The following is a 15,519-nucleotide window of genomic DNA, read 5'->3' on the forward strand; positions in this document are numbered from 1 at the left end:
CATGAGCGCCGCAACCGACTTCCCGCTTCCCCATGTCTCGAACGATCTGACCGGCCAGGTCGCCCTGGTCACCGGCGCATCGTCCGGGCTTGGCCTGCGCTTCGCCAAGGTGCTGGCCGCCTGCGGCGCCAAGGTCGCGATCACCGGCCGGCGCATTGACCGGCTTGAGCAGGTTGCCGAAGAGATCCGCGCCGCCGGCGGCGTCGCCCTGCCGCTGCAGCTTGACGTGCAGGACGCTGACCAGCTGCTGGCCGTGGTGAAGAAAGCGGAGGCGGAGCTGGGTACGGTGACGATCCTGATCAACAACGCCGGCATTCCCGACGCCCAGCGCGCGGTGAAAATGTCGGTCGCGCTGATCGATTCCGTGCTCGACACCAATGTGCGCGCGCCCTACATCCTCTCCTGCGAATTCGCCCGCCGCCTGATGGAAGCTGGCAAGCCCGGCCGCATCGTCAACATCGCCTCGGCCGCCGCCTACGAATACGCCGGCAATGGCGCGGCGCTGTATTCCGTGTCGAAGGCCGCCGTCGTGCGCATCACCGAGACGCTCGCCGTCGAGTGGGCGAAGTTCAACATCAACGTCAACGCCATCGCTCCTGGCGCTTTCCATTCCGAGATGCTGGACGGCATGCTGTCGCGCATGGGCGACATCGCCCAGCATTACCCGCGCAAGCGCCTCGGCCAGCCGGCCCAGCTCGACAGCACGCTGCTGTATCTGGTGTCGCCTGCCTCCGAATGCGTCACCGGCACCTGTGTGCGCGTCGACGACGGCCAGCACAGCCGCTGAGGCCAGACACAACAACAACAACAAAGGCGCCTCACGGCGCCTTTCATTTTTGCCAGTCATGCCGCGCCGGAACCGCCTGCCCTTGCGTTACTGGCCCGGGGCGTTCGTCGGGCGCCGGGGCTTATCGCGGCGACGATATCACGCCGCGGCAGCGGCCATCGGCAATCTTGAAGTTCATGGGGTCGCAGGGAAGATTGTCGGTGGGACAGATTTTCTCGCAGACGCGCCCGCCCTGCACGCCGTAGCGCGGATCGGCGCTTTGCCGGGTCTCGGGGCCGCCCCACGACTGGGGCGATGAACTGGCGGCTGCCGCGCCGGACACGCCCAGCATGACAACGCCCGCCGCAAGGCTCATTGCCGGGACAAATTTCTTCAACAACATGGGCGGCCTCCAGATGAGTGTTTCAGGCGGGTGTTTCCAGGCAGGCGTTTTGCTTGCGCGGCGCCTGCCGCCCGCATCAGTTGCCCTTTATGTGGCGTTTCGCCTGTTACTTACAACAGTCGGCTGCGCAACCCCCAATCCGGCGCGGTGTTTTGACCGGCGCATCGCCAGACGGCGCAAGGCGGCGCGGTCAGGCATTCATTTTTGTCGCATCCCGCCCCCGGCCCCTTACGCATACCCGCCGAACCTGCTCTAACGCCCGGGTGTCAGGAGCGCCGGACTGCTGTGCGACGCTCCGCGTAACAACCGTGAGCCGCCTGCCATGTCGTCGCGTCAATACGTCCTGTCCCTCGCCTGTCCCAACCAGCCGGGCATCGTCGCCGCCGTCGCCAATACGCTGTTTACGCTGGGCGGCAACATTCTGGACGCCAACCAGTACGACGACACCGAGACCGGCGTGTTCTTCATGCGCGTGACGTTCAACGTGGTGGTGGGCGAAGCGGGTCTTGAGGAGGCGCGCAGCGCCTTCGCCGGCCCGGCGGCGCGGTTCGGCATGAAATGGTCGGTGCGCGATCGCGGCGTGCGCCGCAAGGTTCTGCTGCTGGCCTCGAAGTTCGACCACTGCCTGACCGACCTGCTGTATCGCTGGCGCATCGGCGAGATCCCCATGGACGTGGTCGGCGTCGTCTCCAACCACCCCCGGGAAACCTACGCCACCGCCGATCTCGGCGACCTGCCGTTTCACTACCTGCCGGTGACGCCGGGCGACAAATCCGTCCATGAGGACGAAATCCGCCGCATCATCGCCGGCGCCGGCGCGGAGCTGGTGGTGCTGGCGCGCTACATGCAGATTCTGTCTGCGGAACTTTCAGACGAGCTGGCCGGACGCTGCATCAACATCCATCACTCGTTCCTGCCCGGCTTCAAGGGCGCGAAGCCCTACCATCAGGCCCATGCGCGCGGCGTCAAGGTGATCGGCGCCACGGCGCACTACGTCACCAGCGATCTGGACGAGGGGCCGATCATCGCCCAGGACGTGGAGCACATCACCCATCAGGACCGGCCGGAAGACCTGGTGCGCAAGGGGCGCGACATCGAACGCCGGGTGCTGGCCCGCGCCATCTCCTGGCACCTCGACGACCGCGTGTTCCTCAATGGCCGCAAGACCGTGGTGTTCAGGGACTGACGCCCGCTGGCGCTGCGTCAGCTGAACGGGGGCGCGGGCGCGGTCCGCTGGCGCCCCCCGTGTTATTTTGACAGGCTCCGGGCCCCGATCCATTTGCGCCCCCACGCTCCCATGCCGACCGTGCTGACAGAGCGGGCGGCCATCCTGAAAGCCAGCGTCTCGAAACTCCCGGGGCGCCCAACCAGCGCCCACAAGCAATAGACGGCGCCAAGGTAAACCGTCAGGAACACTCCCCCGGACGCCAGCAGTTTGACAATAACGCCCGCCTCGAAAAGCTGGGCCTGGGCCACATAATATGCGCTCATGACCGCCAGTCCGTTGGATATGACCGGCCGGTAGAGAACGCCCAGCTGATCAACGATGCGCGCGCCGGCGAAATCCCGGATCAGGACCATGCTGGTCACCGTGGCGATCATCGTCGCCCCCACCTTGGCCGCGATGGCGCCGGCAATGCCCCACAGGGCGATGCCCACGAGCGCCAGGGGAACATAGGCCAGCAACTCCACCATGAGCCTGATCGTCACGGATTTCAGCCGGTTCAGCAGCAAAGCGAAAATCCACATGGCGCTGCCCGGCAGGCGCAGGATGGCGATCAGGCAAAGCGCCTGGAACACCGGCGTGATATCGGCCCATTTTTCTCCGAGAATGAGCCCCACCAGCGGCCCCGCCATGCAGGCCATGAAGGCGAATATGGGCGACATCAGCAGAAAAACGCCGCCCGACACCTTCAGATATGCGTCGCCAAGGGAATCCTGCCGCCCGGCCGCGAGCATCGCGAGAAGCGGCCGGGTCAGGGGGTACAGGAGCGCCTGGAACGGAATGGACACCAGATCAGACGAAATCGTGTACTGTCCAAAGCTGTGCGCGGCGACAAAACGCGGCAGGATCATGCGGTCGAGCTGCCAGTTCATGGATGAGATCAGTTGCGACAGCATGTTCCATCCGACCAGGTCCGAAAAAACCCTCCAGTTCTTCAGGGTCAAACGGATGCGCATGGGCGCCATGCCGTAGGAGGCGACCATCATGACCATCGGGCCGAGGACCGTGGCGGCGACCAGCGCCCAGTAGCTGGCGGTCGAGACCGCAATGGCGATCGCCGCGATCGCCGCAACCACCTTGCCCGACACCTCCATCATCACCTCGGGGCGGAAATTCATCGCCCGGGCGAACATGACCATGCGCGGACTGATGAGGCCCCGCATCACCGGCGCGAGCGCCAGGACGCAGATCAGCCCCACCAGCTGCGGCTCTCCGTAGAGGAGCGCGATGGGCCAGGAAATGGCGGCCAGCAGCGTTCCAATGGTGAGGCCACGCAATAACCCCAGGGTGAACGCTGTTTGCAGGATTTCGTCGCTAATGCCGACGGAGCGGATGAGGGCCGCCGACAAGGGTAGTTCAAAGATGGCTTCGACAATGAAGATTGTCGTCATCGCCATGGCCACCAGGCCAAAATCCGCCGGCCCAAGACAACGCGCCAGGACGAGGAGGCTGGCAAAATCCACCAGCTTCGACGCCAGCTTGGAGCCGATAACCCAAAAGCCGGCCTTGATGGTCTGCCCCGGGCGGATATGTGGCGTTTCAGTCATGCCGCGCCTCAGCTTCAATACCCGGGAGCCGGATCAGGTGGACGGGTCGCCGTCTGGCTGTCAGACCCTGGACCGGCGCGAACACACGCGGCCTGATCCATGCCGCACGCGGGTCCACGAGCGTGCGTGCATCGCCCGCGGGCGTGAGCTCGAACTCCAGACAGGCGTGTGGGAGGAACGGGGCCAGTTCAACTGTCGCCGTCCCGTATGAACGGGTCAGGCTCCATCGCGGGCGTGGAAAGTCTTTTCATGATGTACTCACCCCCAAGCTTCACGCAGCCGGCGGAGGCCTGCATCCGGGCGCGATCGAAGCATACAACGCCTGGGTCCTGGCGCGTGTGGCGGCTATCAGGATGAGAACACGGCGCTTCCCCTCATCCATAAGAAGACGCGGCGGGCGCCATTTACGACCTTTGCGCCGGGGAGCGCGCTGTTGGCCTATGGAGGCGTTCCATTTCGGTAGTCGCAGGCGCGCATCGCCCCGGCCCAATCTGCTGGCGTCTGGACTACCGGCCGGGCGCCTTCGCCGTCACGGGGCTGCGCCACGCGGCAGGTCTTCTGGCGGCCGTAGCGGCGCGCCGGGCTGAAATCTACCAGCCCCCGGGGGAGGCCTGGGAAGGCTCCAGCCCGGAGCTGGTCATGAGGCAGCGCATGCGCATCACCGTTGTCATCGCCACCATCAACCGGCCGGAACTGGTCGCGAAAACCCTGGGCCATCTGGCGGAGCAGCAGCGGCTGCCCGACGAGATCCTTCTGTCCGCCCCAGGGCCGGAGCATCTTGGCGACCTGGCCCTGGCCCGTGGTCCACGGGGCTTCGCCATCCGCTGCCTGTTCGGCGCGCGCGGCTCGTGCGCGCAACGCAACATCGCTCTCGACGCGGCGGAACACACCGCCGACATCATCGTCTTCTTCGATGACGATTTCCTGCCCTCGCCGGACTACCTCGCCAATCTGGAAGCCGCTTTCGCCAGCAACCCCGATTACGCGGTTATCCGGGGGCACGCCGTCATGGACGGCGCCCATGGGGCCGGCTTCACCTTCGGGCAGGGGATCGCCCTTCTGCCTGGCGTTGGCGCGCGCGCCGCCAGCTATCCGGCGGTTCAGGACCTGGCGGGGGGGTACGGCTGCAACATGAGCGTTCGCGCCAGCGCCGTGTGCGGATTACGGTTCGACGAGCGCCTGCCGCTCTATGGCTGGCAGGAAGACATCGATTTCACCAGCCAGTTCAGACCACGGGGCCGCATCGTGGCGCTGGGGAACCTCACCGGGGTGCATCTGGGCGTTAAGGGCGGCCGCGTCAGCGGCCTGTGCTTCGGTTACTCACAGGTGGTGAACCCTGTCTATCTCATCCGCAAGGGAACCATGAGCGCCAGCTTCGGTCTCCGGCTGATCCTGCGCAATCTGGCGGCGAACATCGCGCGCAGCCTGCGGCCGGAGCCATGGATCGACCGTCGCGGACGCCTGCGCGGCAACCTCATCGCCGCGGCCCACGTGCTTCGCGGCCGCATCGAGCCGGAGTATGTCCTCAAGCTTCAGGCCGGGCGCCGGTGAACGGGCCTCGCGGGCTCCACATGCACGCGGCCAAGAACAGGCCGCCACAGACAGAAAACCCGCCAGACAGGGCCTGACGGGTTTCCGGTTGGCAAACCGCTGATCGCGCGCCTCAGTCGGCGGTGATCTTCTCCAGGGTCTTCCAGAGTTTGCCGTCGAACTCGGCCACATAGAGCGTCCTGAACGGCGAGTAGTCATCTGGCTGCGTGTTGTAGGTCACGCCCTCGATCAGCGCCGGCGAGGTGACGTCCTTCAGCGTCGTCGCCTGCTTCAGAACATTGGCCCGCGTCAGATCATCGCCGCACAGCTCAAGGATCTTGCCCATCACCACCGCCTGGGCGTAGCCGGCGAAGGCAAGGTCGTTGCCGGGGTCGACGTTCGGCAGGTACTTCGCCCGGAACGCCTCGAACGCCTTCATCGCCGGATCATCGGCGTACTGGGGATCGCCGGCGTTCTTGCGATATTTCACCGTGACCATGCCGACCGCATTCTCCGGCCCCGCAGCCTGGATGAGGTTGGACGACGTGGAGCCGCTCATGATGACGTGCAGGGGCTTCCAGCCGATTTCCGCCGCCTTGCGGATCGACTGCGACGTAGCCTTGCCCGTGGTGACGTTGAAGAACACATTGGCGCCAGCGTTCTTCAGCTTGATGATCTGGCTGTCGACGGTGGGATCGGACAGTTCGTAGCTCAGCTCCTGCACGATCATCTGGTCGGCCTTTGGCCCCAGCGCGGCGCGCAGCTCGCGGACAAACTCCTTCCCCAGTTCATCGTGCTGGGCGAGAATGCCGATCTTCGGATCCGGCTGCTTCGCCACGATGTACTTGGCCAGGATCTTGGCCTCGGTCGCGTACATGGGCAGACCGGGGGTCGTCCACGGGAAGCGCTTCGGATCATTCCAGCGGCCCGCGCCGGTGTTCAGCAGCAGCTGCGGCACGTTTTTGGCGTTGAGGTACTTCTGGACGGCGCCCTGGGTCGCGGTGCCAAGCGAGGCGAACAGCGCCAGCACCTGTTCGCTTTCAACCAGCCGCCGCGTCGCTTCCACGGTCTTCGGCGGGCTGTAGGCGTCGTCGAGCGACAGCACCGTCACCTTGCGGCCGTTAATGCCGCCCTTCGTGTCGTTGAGCATCTCGAAATAGGCGGTCGCGGCGCGTCCAAGGGCGCCGTACGGCGACCCGGGCCCGCTATGCGGCACCGTATTGCCAAGCTTGATCGTGGTGTCCGTTGCGCCAGGATCATACTTCTTCTCCGCCAGCGCCGGAGCGGCGCCCAGCACGAGCGCGAGCGCAACGCCGCCGCACAGCTTCATCAGCTTCATTGAATCCGTTCCCCTTTGTTATATGGGCGCCCCTGCTGACGGGCGACCGAGGTCGTAACTGGAAGGGGTTCCTTTGACACCGCGGCGCCTCGCCTGGTCAACACCGGGCGACAGGACCCCATTGCATTCTTCCGCCGCCGGCCGCAGTTTCACCGCATGCGCCCATCGGCTTCATCCACACGCCATTCCGCGCCGTGCGCCTTGCTGCGCCGGCTGTTCGACGCGGCGGTCAGCGCGGCCGACCCGGCCCGCGTCGTGCCGGCCGCCCTGCCGCCCCGGCCAAAAGGACGCACCCTCGTCGTCGGCGCCGGCAAGGCGGCGGCGGCCATGGCCCACGCCCTGGAGCAGGCCTGGGACGGCCCGCTGCAAGGCCTCGTCATCACGCGCTACGGTCAGGCGGTTCCCTGCCGGCGCATCCGCGTCGTTGAAGCGGCCCACCCAACGCCCGACGCGGCCGGCCTGGCCGCCACCCGCCAGATGCTGGCGCTGCTGGATGACCTCAGCCCCGACGATCTGGTCATCGCCCTGATTTCCGGCGGCGGTTCGGCGTTGATGACCGCGCCGGCCAGCGGCGTCGCGCTCGCCGACAAGCAGGCGGTCAACGACGCGTTGCTGGCCAGCGGCGCGACGATCAGTGAGATCAATACGGTGCGCAAGCACCTCTCCGCCGTGAAGGGCGGGCGACTGGCGGCGCGCGCCGCGCCGGCGCGCGTGGTCGCGCTGCTGATTTCCGACGTGCCGGGCGACGATCCCGCCATCATCGCCTCCGGGCCGACGGTGGCCGACCCAGGCAGCCGTCAGGATGCGCAGGCCGTGCTGGCGCGCTACGCCATCGACGCCCCGGCCAGCGTCCGGGCGTGGCTGGACAACCCGGAGAGCGAAAGCATCAAACCCGGCGACGCGCGGCTGGCGCATGTCGACACGCGGATCATCGCCGCGCCGGGCCTTTCACTGGCGGCGGCGGCGGATGTCGCCCGCCGTGAAGGCGTGGCCCCGGTCATTCTCGGCGACGCCATCGAAGGCGAGGCGGCCGAAGTCGGCCGGGCCTTCGCGGGCATCGCGCGCCATGCGGCGTCCGCCGCGGCGCCGTTTGGCCGCCCCTGCGTGCTGCTCAGCGGCGGCGAAACCACCGTCACCCTGCGGAAGCCGCTGGACGGCACGGCGCGTGGCGGTCGCAACGTGGAGTTTCTGCTGGCCATGTGCCTGCAACTGGCCGGCGCGGACCATATCCACGCGCTGGCGGCCGACACCGACGGCGTGGACGGCGCGGCGGACATCGCCGGGGCGATCATCCGGCCAGAAACCCTGGCGCGGGCGGCCGCCGCCGGCCTCGACGCGCGCATCTTTCTCGCCCGCCACGATGGGCACGGCTTTTTTGAAGCGCTGGGCGACAGCCTCGTAACCGGGCCGACCCTGACCAACGTCAATGACTTCCGGGCGATGCTCATTGTATAGGGCGCGCCCGTTTTCGACCGGCCGCCCCTGCCCGCCGCGCAACAGCCTGCGCCGCTTATATCTGGCGCTGGACATACGGGACGTTCGGTCCATATCATCACACAACCATAACGTGACGGCGGCCGGACCCATGCGACTTCACGGCGGAATTTTGTCGGTGACCCGCTGGTCTTGCGTCTGTCATGCGTGCGATGCGGCGCTGGTTCCGCATCAACAATTACTTCAGGGGGACGACGCGCGCGATGACGCAGGACACAGCGACCGGGCAAGGGCCGGTAGTCATTGTTGGCGCCGGACATGCCGGCGGATCCGCCGCCGTGGCCCTGCGCCAGGCCGGTTTCGCCGGGCCCATCGCGCTGATTGGCGATGAGCCGCACCTGCCCTACCAGCGCCCGCCCCTGTCAAAGGCGTGGCTCAAGGGCGAGGCGGCGGACAATGCCCTCGCCCTCAAGGGCGACGACTGGTACGCCGCCCACCACATTGACCTGCATCTCGGCGTCAGCGCCAGCGCGGTTGATCCGGCGGCGCGCACCGTCACCCTGTCGGACGGCGTCGTGCTGCCCTATGGCGCGCTCATTCTGGCGACCGGCGCCCGGGCGCGGCCGCTGCCTGGCGTGACGGAGCCGCTGGCGGGCGTGCTGACCCTGCGGAGCCGCGCCGACGCCGACGCGCTGCGGCAGCGCCTTGGGCCCGGCAAGCGTCTCGTCATCATCGGCGCCGGCTATGTGGGGCTTGAGGTGGCCGCATCGGCGCTCGCCGCCGGCGGCGCGGTTACGGTGCTGGAGCGCGAGCCGCGCGTGCTCGCCCGGGTCGCCAGCCCGGAAATGTCTGATTTCTTCAGCCGGCTGCACGCCGCGCGGGGCGTCGACCTGCGCACCGGCGTCACCGTCGCGGGGCTGGAGTCCCGGGACGGCGCCGTGACCGGCGTGCGCCTCGCCAGCGGCGAAACACTCGCCTGCAACGCCGTACTGGTCGGCATTGGCGCCATTCCCAATGTGGAGCTGGCGGTCGCGGCGGGTCTTGCCTGCGATGACGGCGTCATTGTCGACGGCGACGCCCGCACGTCGGATCCGCATATCTTCGCCATCGGCGACGTGACGCGCCGTCCGCTGGCGCTGTACGAACGCATGACGCGGCTGGAAAGCGTGCCCAGCGCCCTGGAGCAGGCGAAACAGGCGGCGAACGCCATCACCGGCAGGCCGGCGCCCGCGAGCGAAACGCCCTGGTTCTGGTCAGACCAGTACGAGGTGAAACTGCAGATCGCCGGATTGCCGTTCGACGCCGACCAGCGGGTGACGCGCGGCGAGCCGGACAGCGGCCATTTCGCCGTGTTCCATCTGGGCGCCGGCCGGCTGCTGGCGGTGGAGGCCGCCAATGCGCCGCAGGAGTTCATGGCGGCAAAAATGATGATCCACCAGCGCAAGTCCGTTGATCCGGCGCTTCTGGCCGACACCGCCTTCACCATGAAGGACGTGATGGCGGCGGCGCGATAGGCGCGCCACCAGGCTGGCGTCTTCTGCTTTGCCTCGCAGACCGGCGCGCCGCCGTCTGGACCTGATGCGTTCTTACCCCTCCACCCAGCCGAAAGAGCGCTCCACCGCTTTGGACCACCGGCCCAGCAGGCGCGTCCGCTCCGCCACTGGCATGCGCGGCTGGAACACCCGGTCGGCGCGCCAGTTGGCGACAATGTCCGCCGGCGTCCGCCAGAAGCCAACCGCCAGGCCAGCGGCGTAGGCAGCTCCCAACGCCGTCGTCTCGGTGACCGTGGGCAGCACCACCTCCGCCCCCAAAAGGTCAGCCTGGAACTGCATCAGCAATTCATTCGCCACCATGCCGCCGTCGGCGCGCAGGGAGGTGACGGCAAGGCCGGAATCCGCGCGCATCGCCTGCAACACGTCCCAGGTCTGGAACGCCGTGGCCTCCAGCGCCGCCCGCGCCAGATGCCCCTTGCTGGCGAAACGGGTCAGGCCGGCGATCACCCCGCGCGCGTCCTCGCGCCAGTGTGGCGCGTAGAGGCCGGAGAAGGCCGGCACGAAATAGACGTCGCCGTTGTCAGGCACGCTGCGCGCCAGCGCCTCGATCTCCTCGCTGCGATTGATCAGCCCGAGATTGTCGCGCAGCCATTGCACGAGGGCGCCGGTGACGGCGATCGAACCCTCCAGCGCATAGACGGGCGGCTCCTCGCCAAGCCGGTGCGCCACCGTGGTCAACAGGCCCGAGCGGGATTGCACCGGCTGCCCGCCGGTGTTCATCAGCATGAAGCAGCCGGTGCCATAGGTGTTTTTGATGTCGCCCGGCGCGAGACACGCCTGCCCGAACAGCGCCGCCTGCTGGTCGCCGAGGATGCCGGCCAGCGGAATGTCGCGCAGCTCCGGAATCCGCGCCTCCGCATAGACGGCGCTGGAGGAGACGATGCGCGGCAGCACCGCCGCCGGAATATCGAACAGGCGCAGGATGTCCAGGTCCCAGTCCAGCGTCGCCAGATTCATCAGCTGGGTGCGGCTGGCGTTGGTCACGTCGGTGACATGCAGCCCCCCTTCGGGGCCGCCGGTCAGCCGCCACATCAGCCAGGCGTCAATGTTGCCGAACAGCAGGTCGCCGGCTTCCGCCCGCGCCCGGGCGTCAGGAACGTGGTCCAGCAGCCAGCGCAGTTTGAGGCCGGAAAAATAGCTGGCGAGCGGCAGGCCCGTGCGGGCCCGCAACTGGTCCTTGCCGCCATCGCGGCCATAGGCGGCGACCAGATCATTGACGCGCGTGTCCTGCCAGACCAGGGCGTTATGCACCGGCTCGCCGGTGTGGCGATCCCAGAGCACCGTGGTTTCGCGCTGGTTGGTGATGCCGACCGCGGCGAGCCTGTGCAGGCTGATGCCCGCCGCCGCCAGGCCATCGATGATGACGGCGCGGGTGTTGCGCCAGATCTCCAGCGGATCGTGCTCAACCATCCCGGGGCCAGGATAAATCTGCTCATGCTCGCGCTGCGCCACGCCGACAACGCCGCCCTCGCCGTCGAACACGATGAAGCGGCTGCTGGTGGTGCCCTGGTCGATGGCGCCCACATAGTCACGCATGGCGGCTGTCTCCTTGCCCGCTGGCTGCGCGCCAGTCACGTTTTCCAGAAAAGCGGATTCCAGGTTTCACGCAGAAAATGCCTGCAATCAAAACGCGTTGTCATGCCCTGCCCGTTTCACCGGACACCCTCCAGATACGCCTTCAGACGCGCCCTGCCTTCCTCCGGCATGGCAAGTCCCAGACGGGTGCGCCGCCACAGGATGTCGTCCGTCGTCCGCGCCCATTCCCTGGCGACGAGATAATCGACCTCCGCCGCATGTAGATCCGCGCCGAAACTCTCGCCCAGATCGGTCATGGCGGCGCATCCGGCGAGGATGAGATCCATGCGCGTCCCGTAGGCCCGCGCCATGCGCGCCACCATAGCCGGCCGCGCGAAGGCGTAACGCGCCTGCTGGCGGTGGATGAAGGCGGCCAGCCTGTCCTCGCCGGGAGCCGCCGCGCCGAGGTCGCCGCCCGGCAGGGGCGCCGCGCCGGTCCATGGCGCGCCCACTTGCGGCAGCCATGGCGCGAGCTTTTCGAGCGCGTGCTCGGCGAGACGCCGGTAGGTGGTGATCTTGCCGCCGAAAACCGACAGCACGGGCGGCGCGTCCGGGGCGCCGTCGACCGCCAGCACGTAATCGCGCGTCACCGCGCTGGCGTTCGTCGCCGCGTCGTCATAGAGCGGCCGCACGCCGGAGAAGCTGGCGACCACGTCCTGGGGGCGCACCGGCTGCTTGAAGTATTCGCTGACGCAGGCGCAGAGATAGGCGATTTCGCCCGGAGAGATCGCCACATGCGACGGGTCGCCGGAAAACGGCTCGTCGGTCGTGCCAATCATGGTCAGCCCGCTCCGCCACGGTATGGCGAAGACGATGCGGCCATCGCCGTTCTGGAAAATATAGGCGTGATCGCCCTCATACAGGGCGGGAACCGCGATATGGCTGCCCTTGACCAGGCGCAATTGCTCCGGCCCGGCGACGCCAATGGCCTCGCGCAGCACGGAGGCGACCCATGGCCCGGCGGCATTGACGAGCGACCGCGCCCGCACGCTGAAGCCCGTTCCGTCGGCCCGCGCCAGTTGCGCCTCCCACACGTCGCCGCGCCGGGCCGCAGCCGTCAGGCGAACGCCAGTCCAGATGCGGGCGCCGCGCTCCGCCGCGTCGATGGCGTTGAGGATCACCAGCCGGCTGTCGTCAACCGCGCCATCGTAATAGGTGAAGCCCCTGTCGAACCGCGCCTGCAACGGCGCGCCGTCCGGGCTCTCCCGCAGGCGCACGCCGCGCGCGCGCGGCAGGCTGCTGCGCCCGCCCAGATGATCGTAGATGAACAGGCCGGCGCGGATCAGCCATGCGGGCCGCAATCCCGGTTCATGCGGCAGCACGAAGCGCAGCGGCTGGATGATGTGCGGCGCGATCGCCAGCAGCCGCTCACGCTCCTGCAACGCCTCCCGCACGAGACGGAATTCATAATATTCAAGATAGCGCAGACCGCCGTGGATCAGCTTGGTGCTGGCCGACGAGGTCCAGGAGGCCAGATCATCCTGCTCGACAAGCGCGACGCGCAGGCCGCGCCCGGCCGCATCCCGGGCGACGCCGCAACCGTTGACGCCGCCGCCAACGACCAGAACATCAAAACTGGCGTCATCGCCGGCGCCTGGCGCCGTGAGCTGTTCAACCACCTGCGCCATACGCCCTGCCGGACACCCTATCGCGCTTCCCGGCGAAGTGGTCGCCGCCTTGCATCAGGAAACCGCGTGAAATCAGAGATATATGGCAAAATTCCTGCTCAGCCAGAATGGATTTGCCGCCGGTTGCGCGGGGTTGGAAAGGAACACCAGCCCCCACGTATCTCACAGGTTATACGCGGGCTTTTTGACTGGCAATATCCTGGAAAAGGGCTATCGGACGCAACCGAATAACCTTCGGGCTTCCGCGCGGGCCTTGATCAATAGCTGGAAGATCTGTCGCCCACGCGACCGGACGCGCCGGCTGGCTGAACGGCATGAACGCCAGGCGGTCCGTGCCAACGGAGCCGCGCTGGAGCCGATGGGCGCCACGGCCAGATCCTGTCCGGCGGATGCGGCGACCTTGCCTGGACCCGGTCGCCAGCGCGCCCGCGGCGCCTTCCCCCAGCCCGCGAGCCGTCAGCCGTCGAGGCGCACGCCGGCTTCCGCCAACGCCGCCGGCACGGCCGGATTGCGCGCGGCTTCCGCATATTTCTTGCGAAGCGCCGCCAGCGACCGGGCGTGATATTTCTGGGTTTCCTGCGAAAACGGCCCATCGGGCAACTGCACGGAGAAGGTGGCTTCGCCGGCGGCGATCGCGGCGGCGTTGGCCCGCGTCCACGGCAGGAACACGGCGGCGATTTCATCGCGTAACAGCGGCGTCAGCGTCGCCTTCAGGCTGTCCCAGCTTTCAAAGGCCCCTTCGGCCCTGGGATCAAGCATGCGCGCGATCCAGGCCAGGGTGTTCGGCGCGGTGTCCCGCATGATGGCGCCTGGCGTCGGATCAGTGGAGCATTCATAAAGCTGGGCGAACAGGCCGAAATCGCCAAACGCCGGCCGGCCGCCAAACAGATAGGGCCGGCTGGCGAGGTGGCGCTCAAGAATGGCCAGCACGCGGGCCAGGCTGGCCTCGATCAACGGCGCGGTGGCGTCGGACGAGCCGACGAACGACAGGCGCGACACCATGCGCTCCTTGACCCCGGCGACCGCCTTGTCCTTCGCCGCGCCGGCAAGGTCCGGCATGGAGCCGGAAACGATGCGCTCCGCGCCTGACTGCGCGTCAACGTCACGGCGCCAGCGGTATTGGAACATGGGCTTGTTGCCCCATTCGTCGCCATATTCCTCCACCAGCGCCGACACGAAGGCGGCGACCGGATCGTCCGGGTGGATCGACGGCTGCGGATGCTCCGCCTCCAGCGCCTCGATGATGGGCGTGGAATCCTGCAGGCCCTGCCCTTCCGGCGTGATCAGCAGCGGAATGAGCGGCAGTTTGGCGTATTTCTGAAATTCGTCCTGGCTGGCCGGCCCGCGATTGATCCACTGGTGCGGCAACTGCTTGTAGCGCAGATACGAGCGCACTTTCACCGAATAGGGCGACAGTTCAGCCCCGATGAGACGATAGCTCATGTGTTTCCCCCACGATCCGGGCGCGCGCCCTCATTTTCACATTACCGCAACGCCCACCGCCTGCGGCCGGACGATGTCCGCGCCAGCCGATTTGCCCTAATAGGCGGCGCCGGCCACCACCACGTCCTGCGGCTGGCGGCCCGCGGCGAAGGCGCGGATATTGGCCGCCGCCTTTTCGCCAAGCCGGACCTGCGTGTCGGAATCGGCCCAGGAAATATGCGGCGTCAGGCGAATTTTCGGGTGGCTGTAGAAGATGTGCCCGGCGGGAAGCGGCTCCGGCTCGGTCACGTCGAGCGTGGCGAAGCCGACAGGGCCGTGATCGAGCGCCTCCAGCAGCGCTTCCTGGTCCACAAGGCCGCCGCGCGAGATATTGATCAGGTGCAGGCCCGGCTTCGCGCCCATCAGCGCCGCGCGGTTGACGATACGGCGACTTTCCGGCGTCAGCGGCAGCGCCAGCACCAGATGGTCGCAGGTCGCCGCCAGTTCCGCGACGGAGCCCGCCGGCTCCACCCCGTCCATGGCGACGCCGCCGCGCCGCCGCAGGGCGCTCACCTTCATGCCGAAGGCGCGGGCGCGGGTCGCCACCGCCTCGCCAATGGCGCCGTAGCCGACAAGGCCAAGGCGCGCGCCATAGAGACCGCCGAGGCGGCGGGCCTTCCACTGCTCCGGGCCAGTGACGGCGAGGCGGTCAAACTCCTTGGCGACCGTCAGCATCGCCGTCAGCACATATTCACTGATCGGCGGCGCGGCGACGCCCCGGCTGGTGGCCACCACCGGACCATTGAACATCCAGGCCGGATAGCCGTCGATGCCGGCCGATCCGAGCTGGATGAAACGCACGGCGCCAGGCCAGCCGGCCGGTTGCTCCGCCGGCGCGCCCACCCAGCATTTCGGCTGGGTGACCACGACATTCACGTCCGGATCGACCATCCAGGGCGGCGTGTGCTGGTCATGCACGCGCACGTCGAGGCCCGCCGCGCCCAGGATGTGGGCGAAGGCGCTGCCCAACTGGGAGGCGACGACGATGGGGCCAGCCCCGGCGGGGGCGCTGGAGTCGGATCCGTTCATGCTGGCGT

At 67.7% G+C, this 15,519-nt stretch carries 12 protein-coding genes; 5 read left to right on the top strand and 7 right to left on the bottom strand.

Features of this window, described 5'->3' with window-relative positions:
- Position 1 precedes the first annotated feature (1 nt).
- The gene (locus EV666_RS09425; protein ID WP_132006610.1) at positions 2-787 is read left to right on the top strand and encodes an SDR family NAD(P)-dependent oxidoreductase; all 786 of its coding nucleotides are present in this window, start codon (positions 2-4) and stop codon (positions 785-787) included.
- A 121-nt stretch (positions 788-908) separates the two neighbouring features.
- Here EV666_RS09425 and EV666_RS09430 read toward each other — a convergent pair whose 3' ends face one another.
- A complete protein-coding gene (locus EV666_RS09430; protein ID WP_132006613.1) occupies positions 909-1,169 on the bottom strand; it encodes a hypothetical protein in 261 nt (86 codons plus the stop codon).
- Between the two features lie 322 nt (positions 1,170-1,491).
- On the opposite strand from EV666_RS09430, the gene purU reads away from it, so the two are divergent.
- The gene (gene purU / locus EV666_RS09435) at positions 1,492-2,355 is read left to right on the top strand and encodes a formyltetrahydrofolate deformylase (RefSeq protein ID WP_132006616.1); all 864 of its coding nucleotides are present in this window, start codon (positions 1,492-1,494) and stop codon (positions 2,353-2,355) included.
- A gap of 62 nt (positions 2,356-2,417) precedes the next feature.
- Here purU and EV666_RS09440 read toward each other — a convergent pair whose 3' ends face one another.
- Positions 2,418-3,941, bottom strand: coding sequence for an oligosaccharide flippase family protein (locus EV666_RS09440; protein ID WP_132006619.1), 1,524 nt, complete (start codon positions 3,939-3,941; stop codon positions 2,418-2,420).
- A gap of 639 nt (positions 3,942-4,580) precedes the next feature.
- Here EV666_RS09440 and EV666_RS09445 point away from each other — a divergent pair.
- The gene (locus EV666_RS09445; protein ID WP_342635658.1) at positions 4,581-5,492 is read left to right on the top strand and encodes a glycosyltransferase family 2 protein; all 912 of its coding nucleotides are present in this window, start codon (positions 4,581-4,583) and stop codon (positions 5,490-5,492) included.
- Positions 5,493-5,604: 112 nt separating this feature from the next.
- On the opposite strand, the gene EV666_RS09450 is transcribed toward EV666_RS09445, so the two are convergent.
- Entirely contained in the window at positions 5,605-6,801 is a 1,197-nt protein-coding gene (locus tag EV666_RS09450; RefSeq protein ID WP_245514337.1) for an ABC transporter substrate-binding protein, read from the bottom strand.
- Between the two features lie 165 nt (positions 6,802-6,966).
- Between EV666_RS09450 and EV666_RS09455 the strand changes: the two genes are divergently transcribed.
- Together EV666_RS09455 and EV666_RS09460 are read left to right on the top strand one after the other, a co-directional pair.
- Entirely contained in the window at positions 6,967-8,265 is a 1,299-nt protein-coding gene (locus EV666_RS09455) for a glycerate kinase type-2 family protein (RefSeq protein ID WP_132006625.1), read from the top strand.
- A gap of 242 nt (positions 8,266-8,507) precedes the next feature.
- Entirely contained in the window at positions 8,508-9,758 is a 1,251-nt protein-coding gene (locus EV666_RS09460; RefSeq protein WP_132006628.1) for an NAD(P)/FAD-dependent oxidoreductase, read from the top strand.
- Positions 9,759-9,830: 72 nt separating this feature from the next.
- Here EV666_RS09460 and glpK read toward each other — a convergent pair whose 3' ends face one another.
- From glpK to EV666_RS09480, 4 genes are all read right to left on the bottom strand, one after another.
- On the bottom strand, positions 9,831-11,333 hold the full coding sequence (gene glpK, locus EV666_RS09465; RefSeq protein WP_132006631.1) for a glycerol kinase GlpK: 1,503 nt from the start codon (positions 11,331-11,333) through the stop codon (positions 9,831-9,833).
- A gap of 116 nt (positions 11,334-11,449) precedes the next feature.
- On the bottom strand, positions 11,450-13,000 hold the full coding sequence (glpD, locus tag EV666_RS09470) for a glycerol-3-phosphate dehydrogenase (RefSeq protein ID WP_132006634.1): 1,551 nt from the start codon (positions 12,998-13,000) through the stop codon (positions 11,450-11,452).
- A gap of 456 nt (positions 13,001-13,456) precedes the next feature.
- Entirely contained in the window at positions 13,457-14,443 is a 987-nt protein-coding gene (locus EV666_RS09475; RefSeq protein WP_132006637.1) for a glutathione S-transferase family protein, read from the bottom strand.
- 96 nt (positions 14,444-14,539) lie between these two features.
- Positions 14,540-15,511 carry an NAD(P)-dependent oxidoreductase gene (locus EV666_RS09480; protein ID WP_132006640.1) on the bottom strand — a complete coding sequence of 324 codons (972 nt, stop codon included), beginning with the start codon at positions 15,509-15,511 and terminating at the stop codon, positions 14,540-14,542.
- Positions 15,512-15,519: the final 8 nt, after the last annotated feature.

This window comes from Camelimonas lactis, from assembly GCF_004342915.1.
GTDB lineage: Bacteria > Pseudomonadota > Alphaproteobacteria > Rhizobiales > Beijerinckiaceae > Camelimonas > Camelimonas lactis.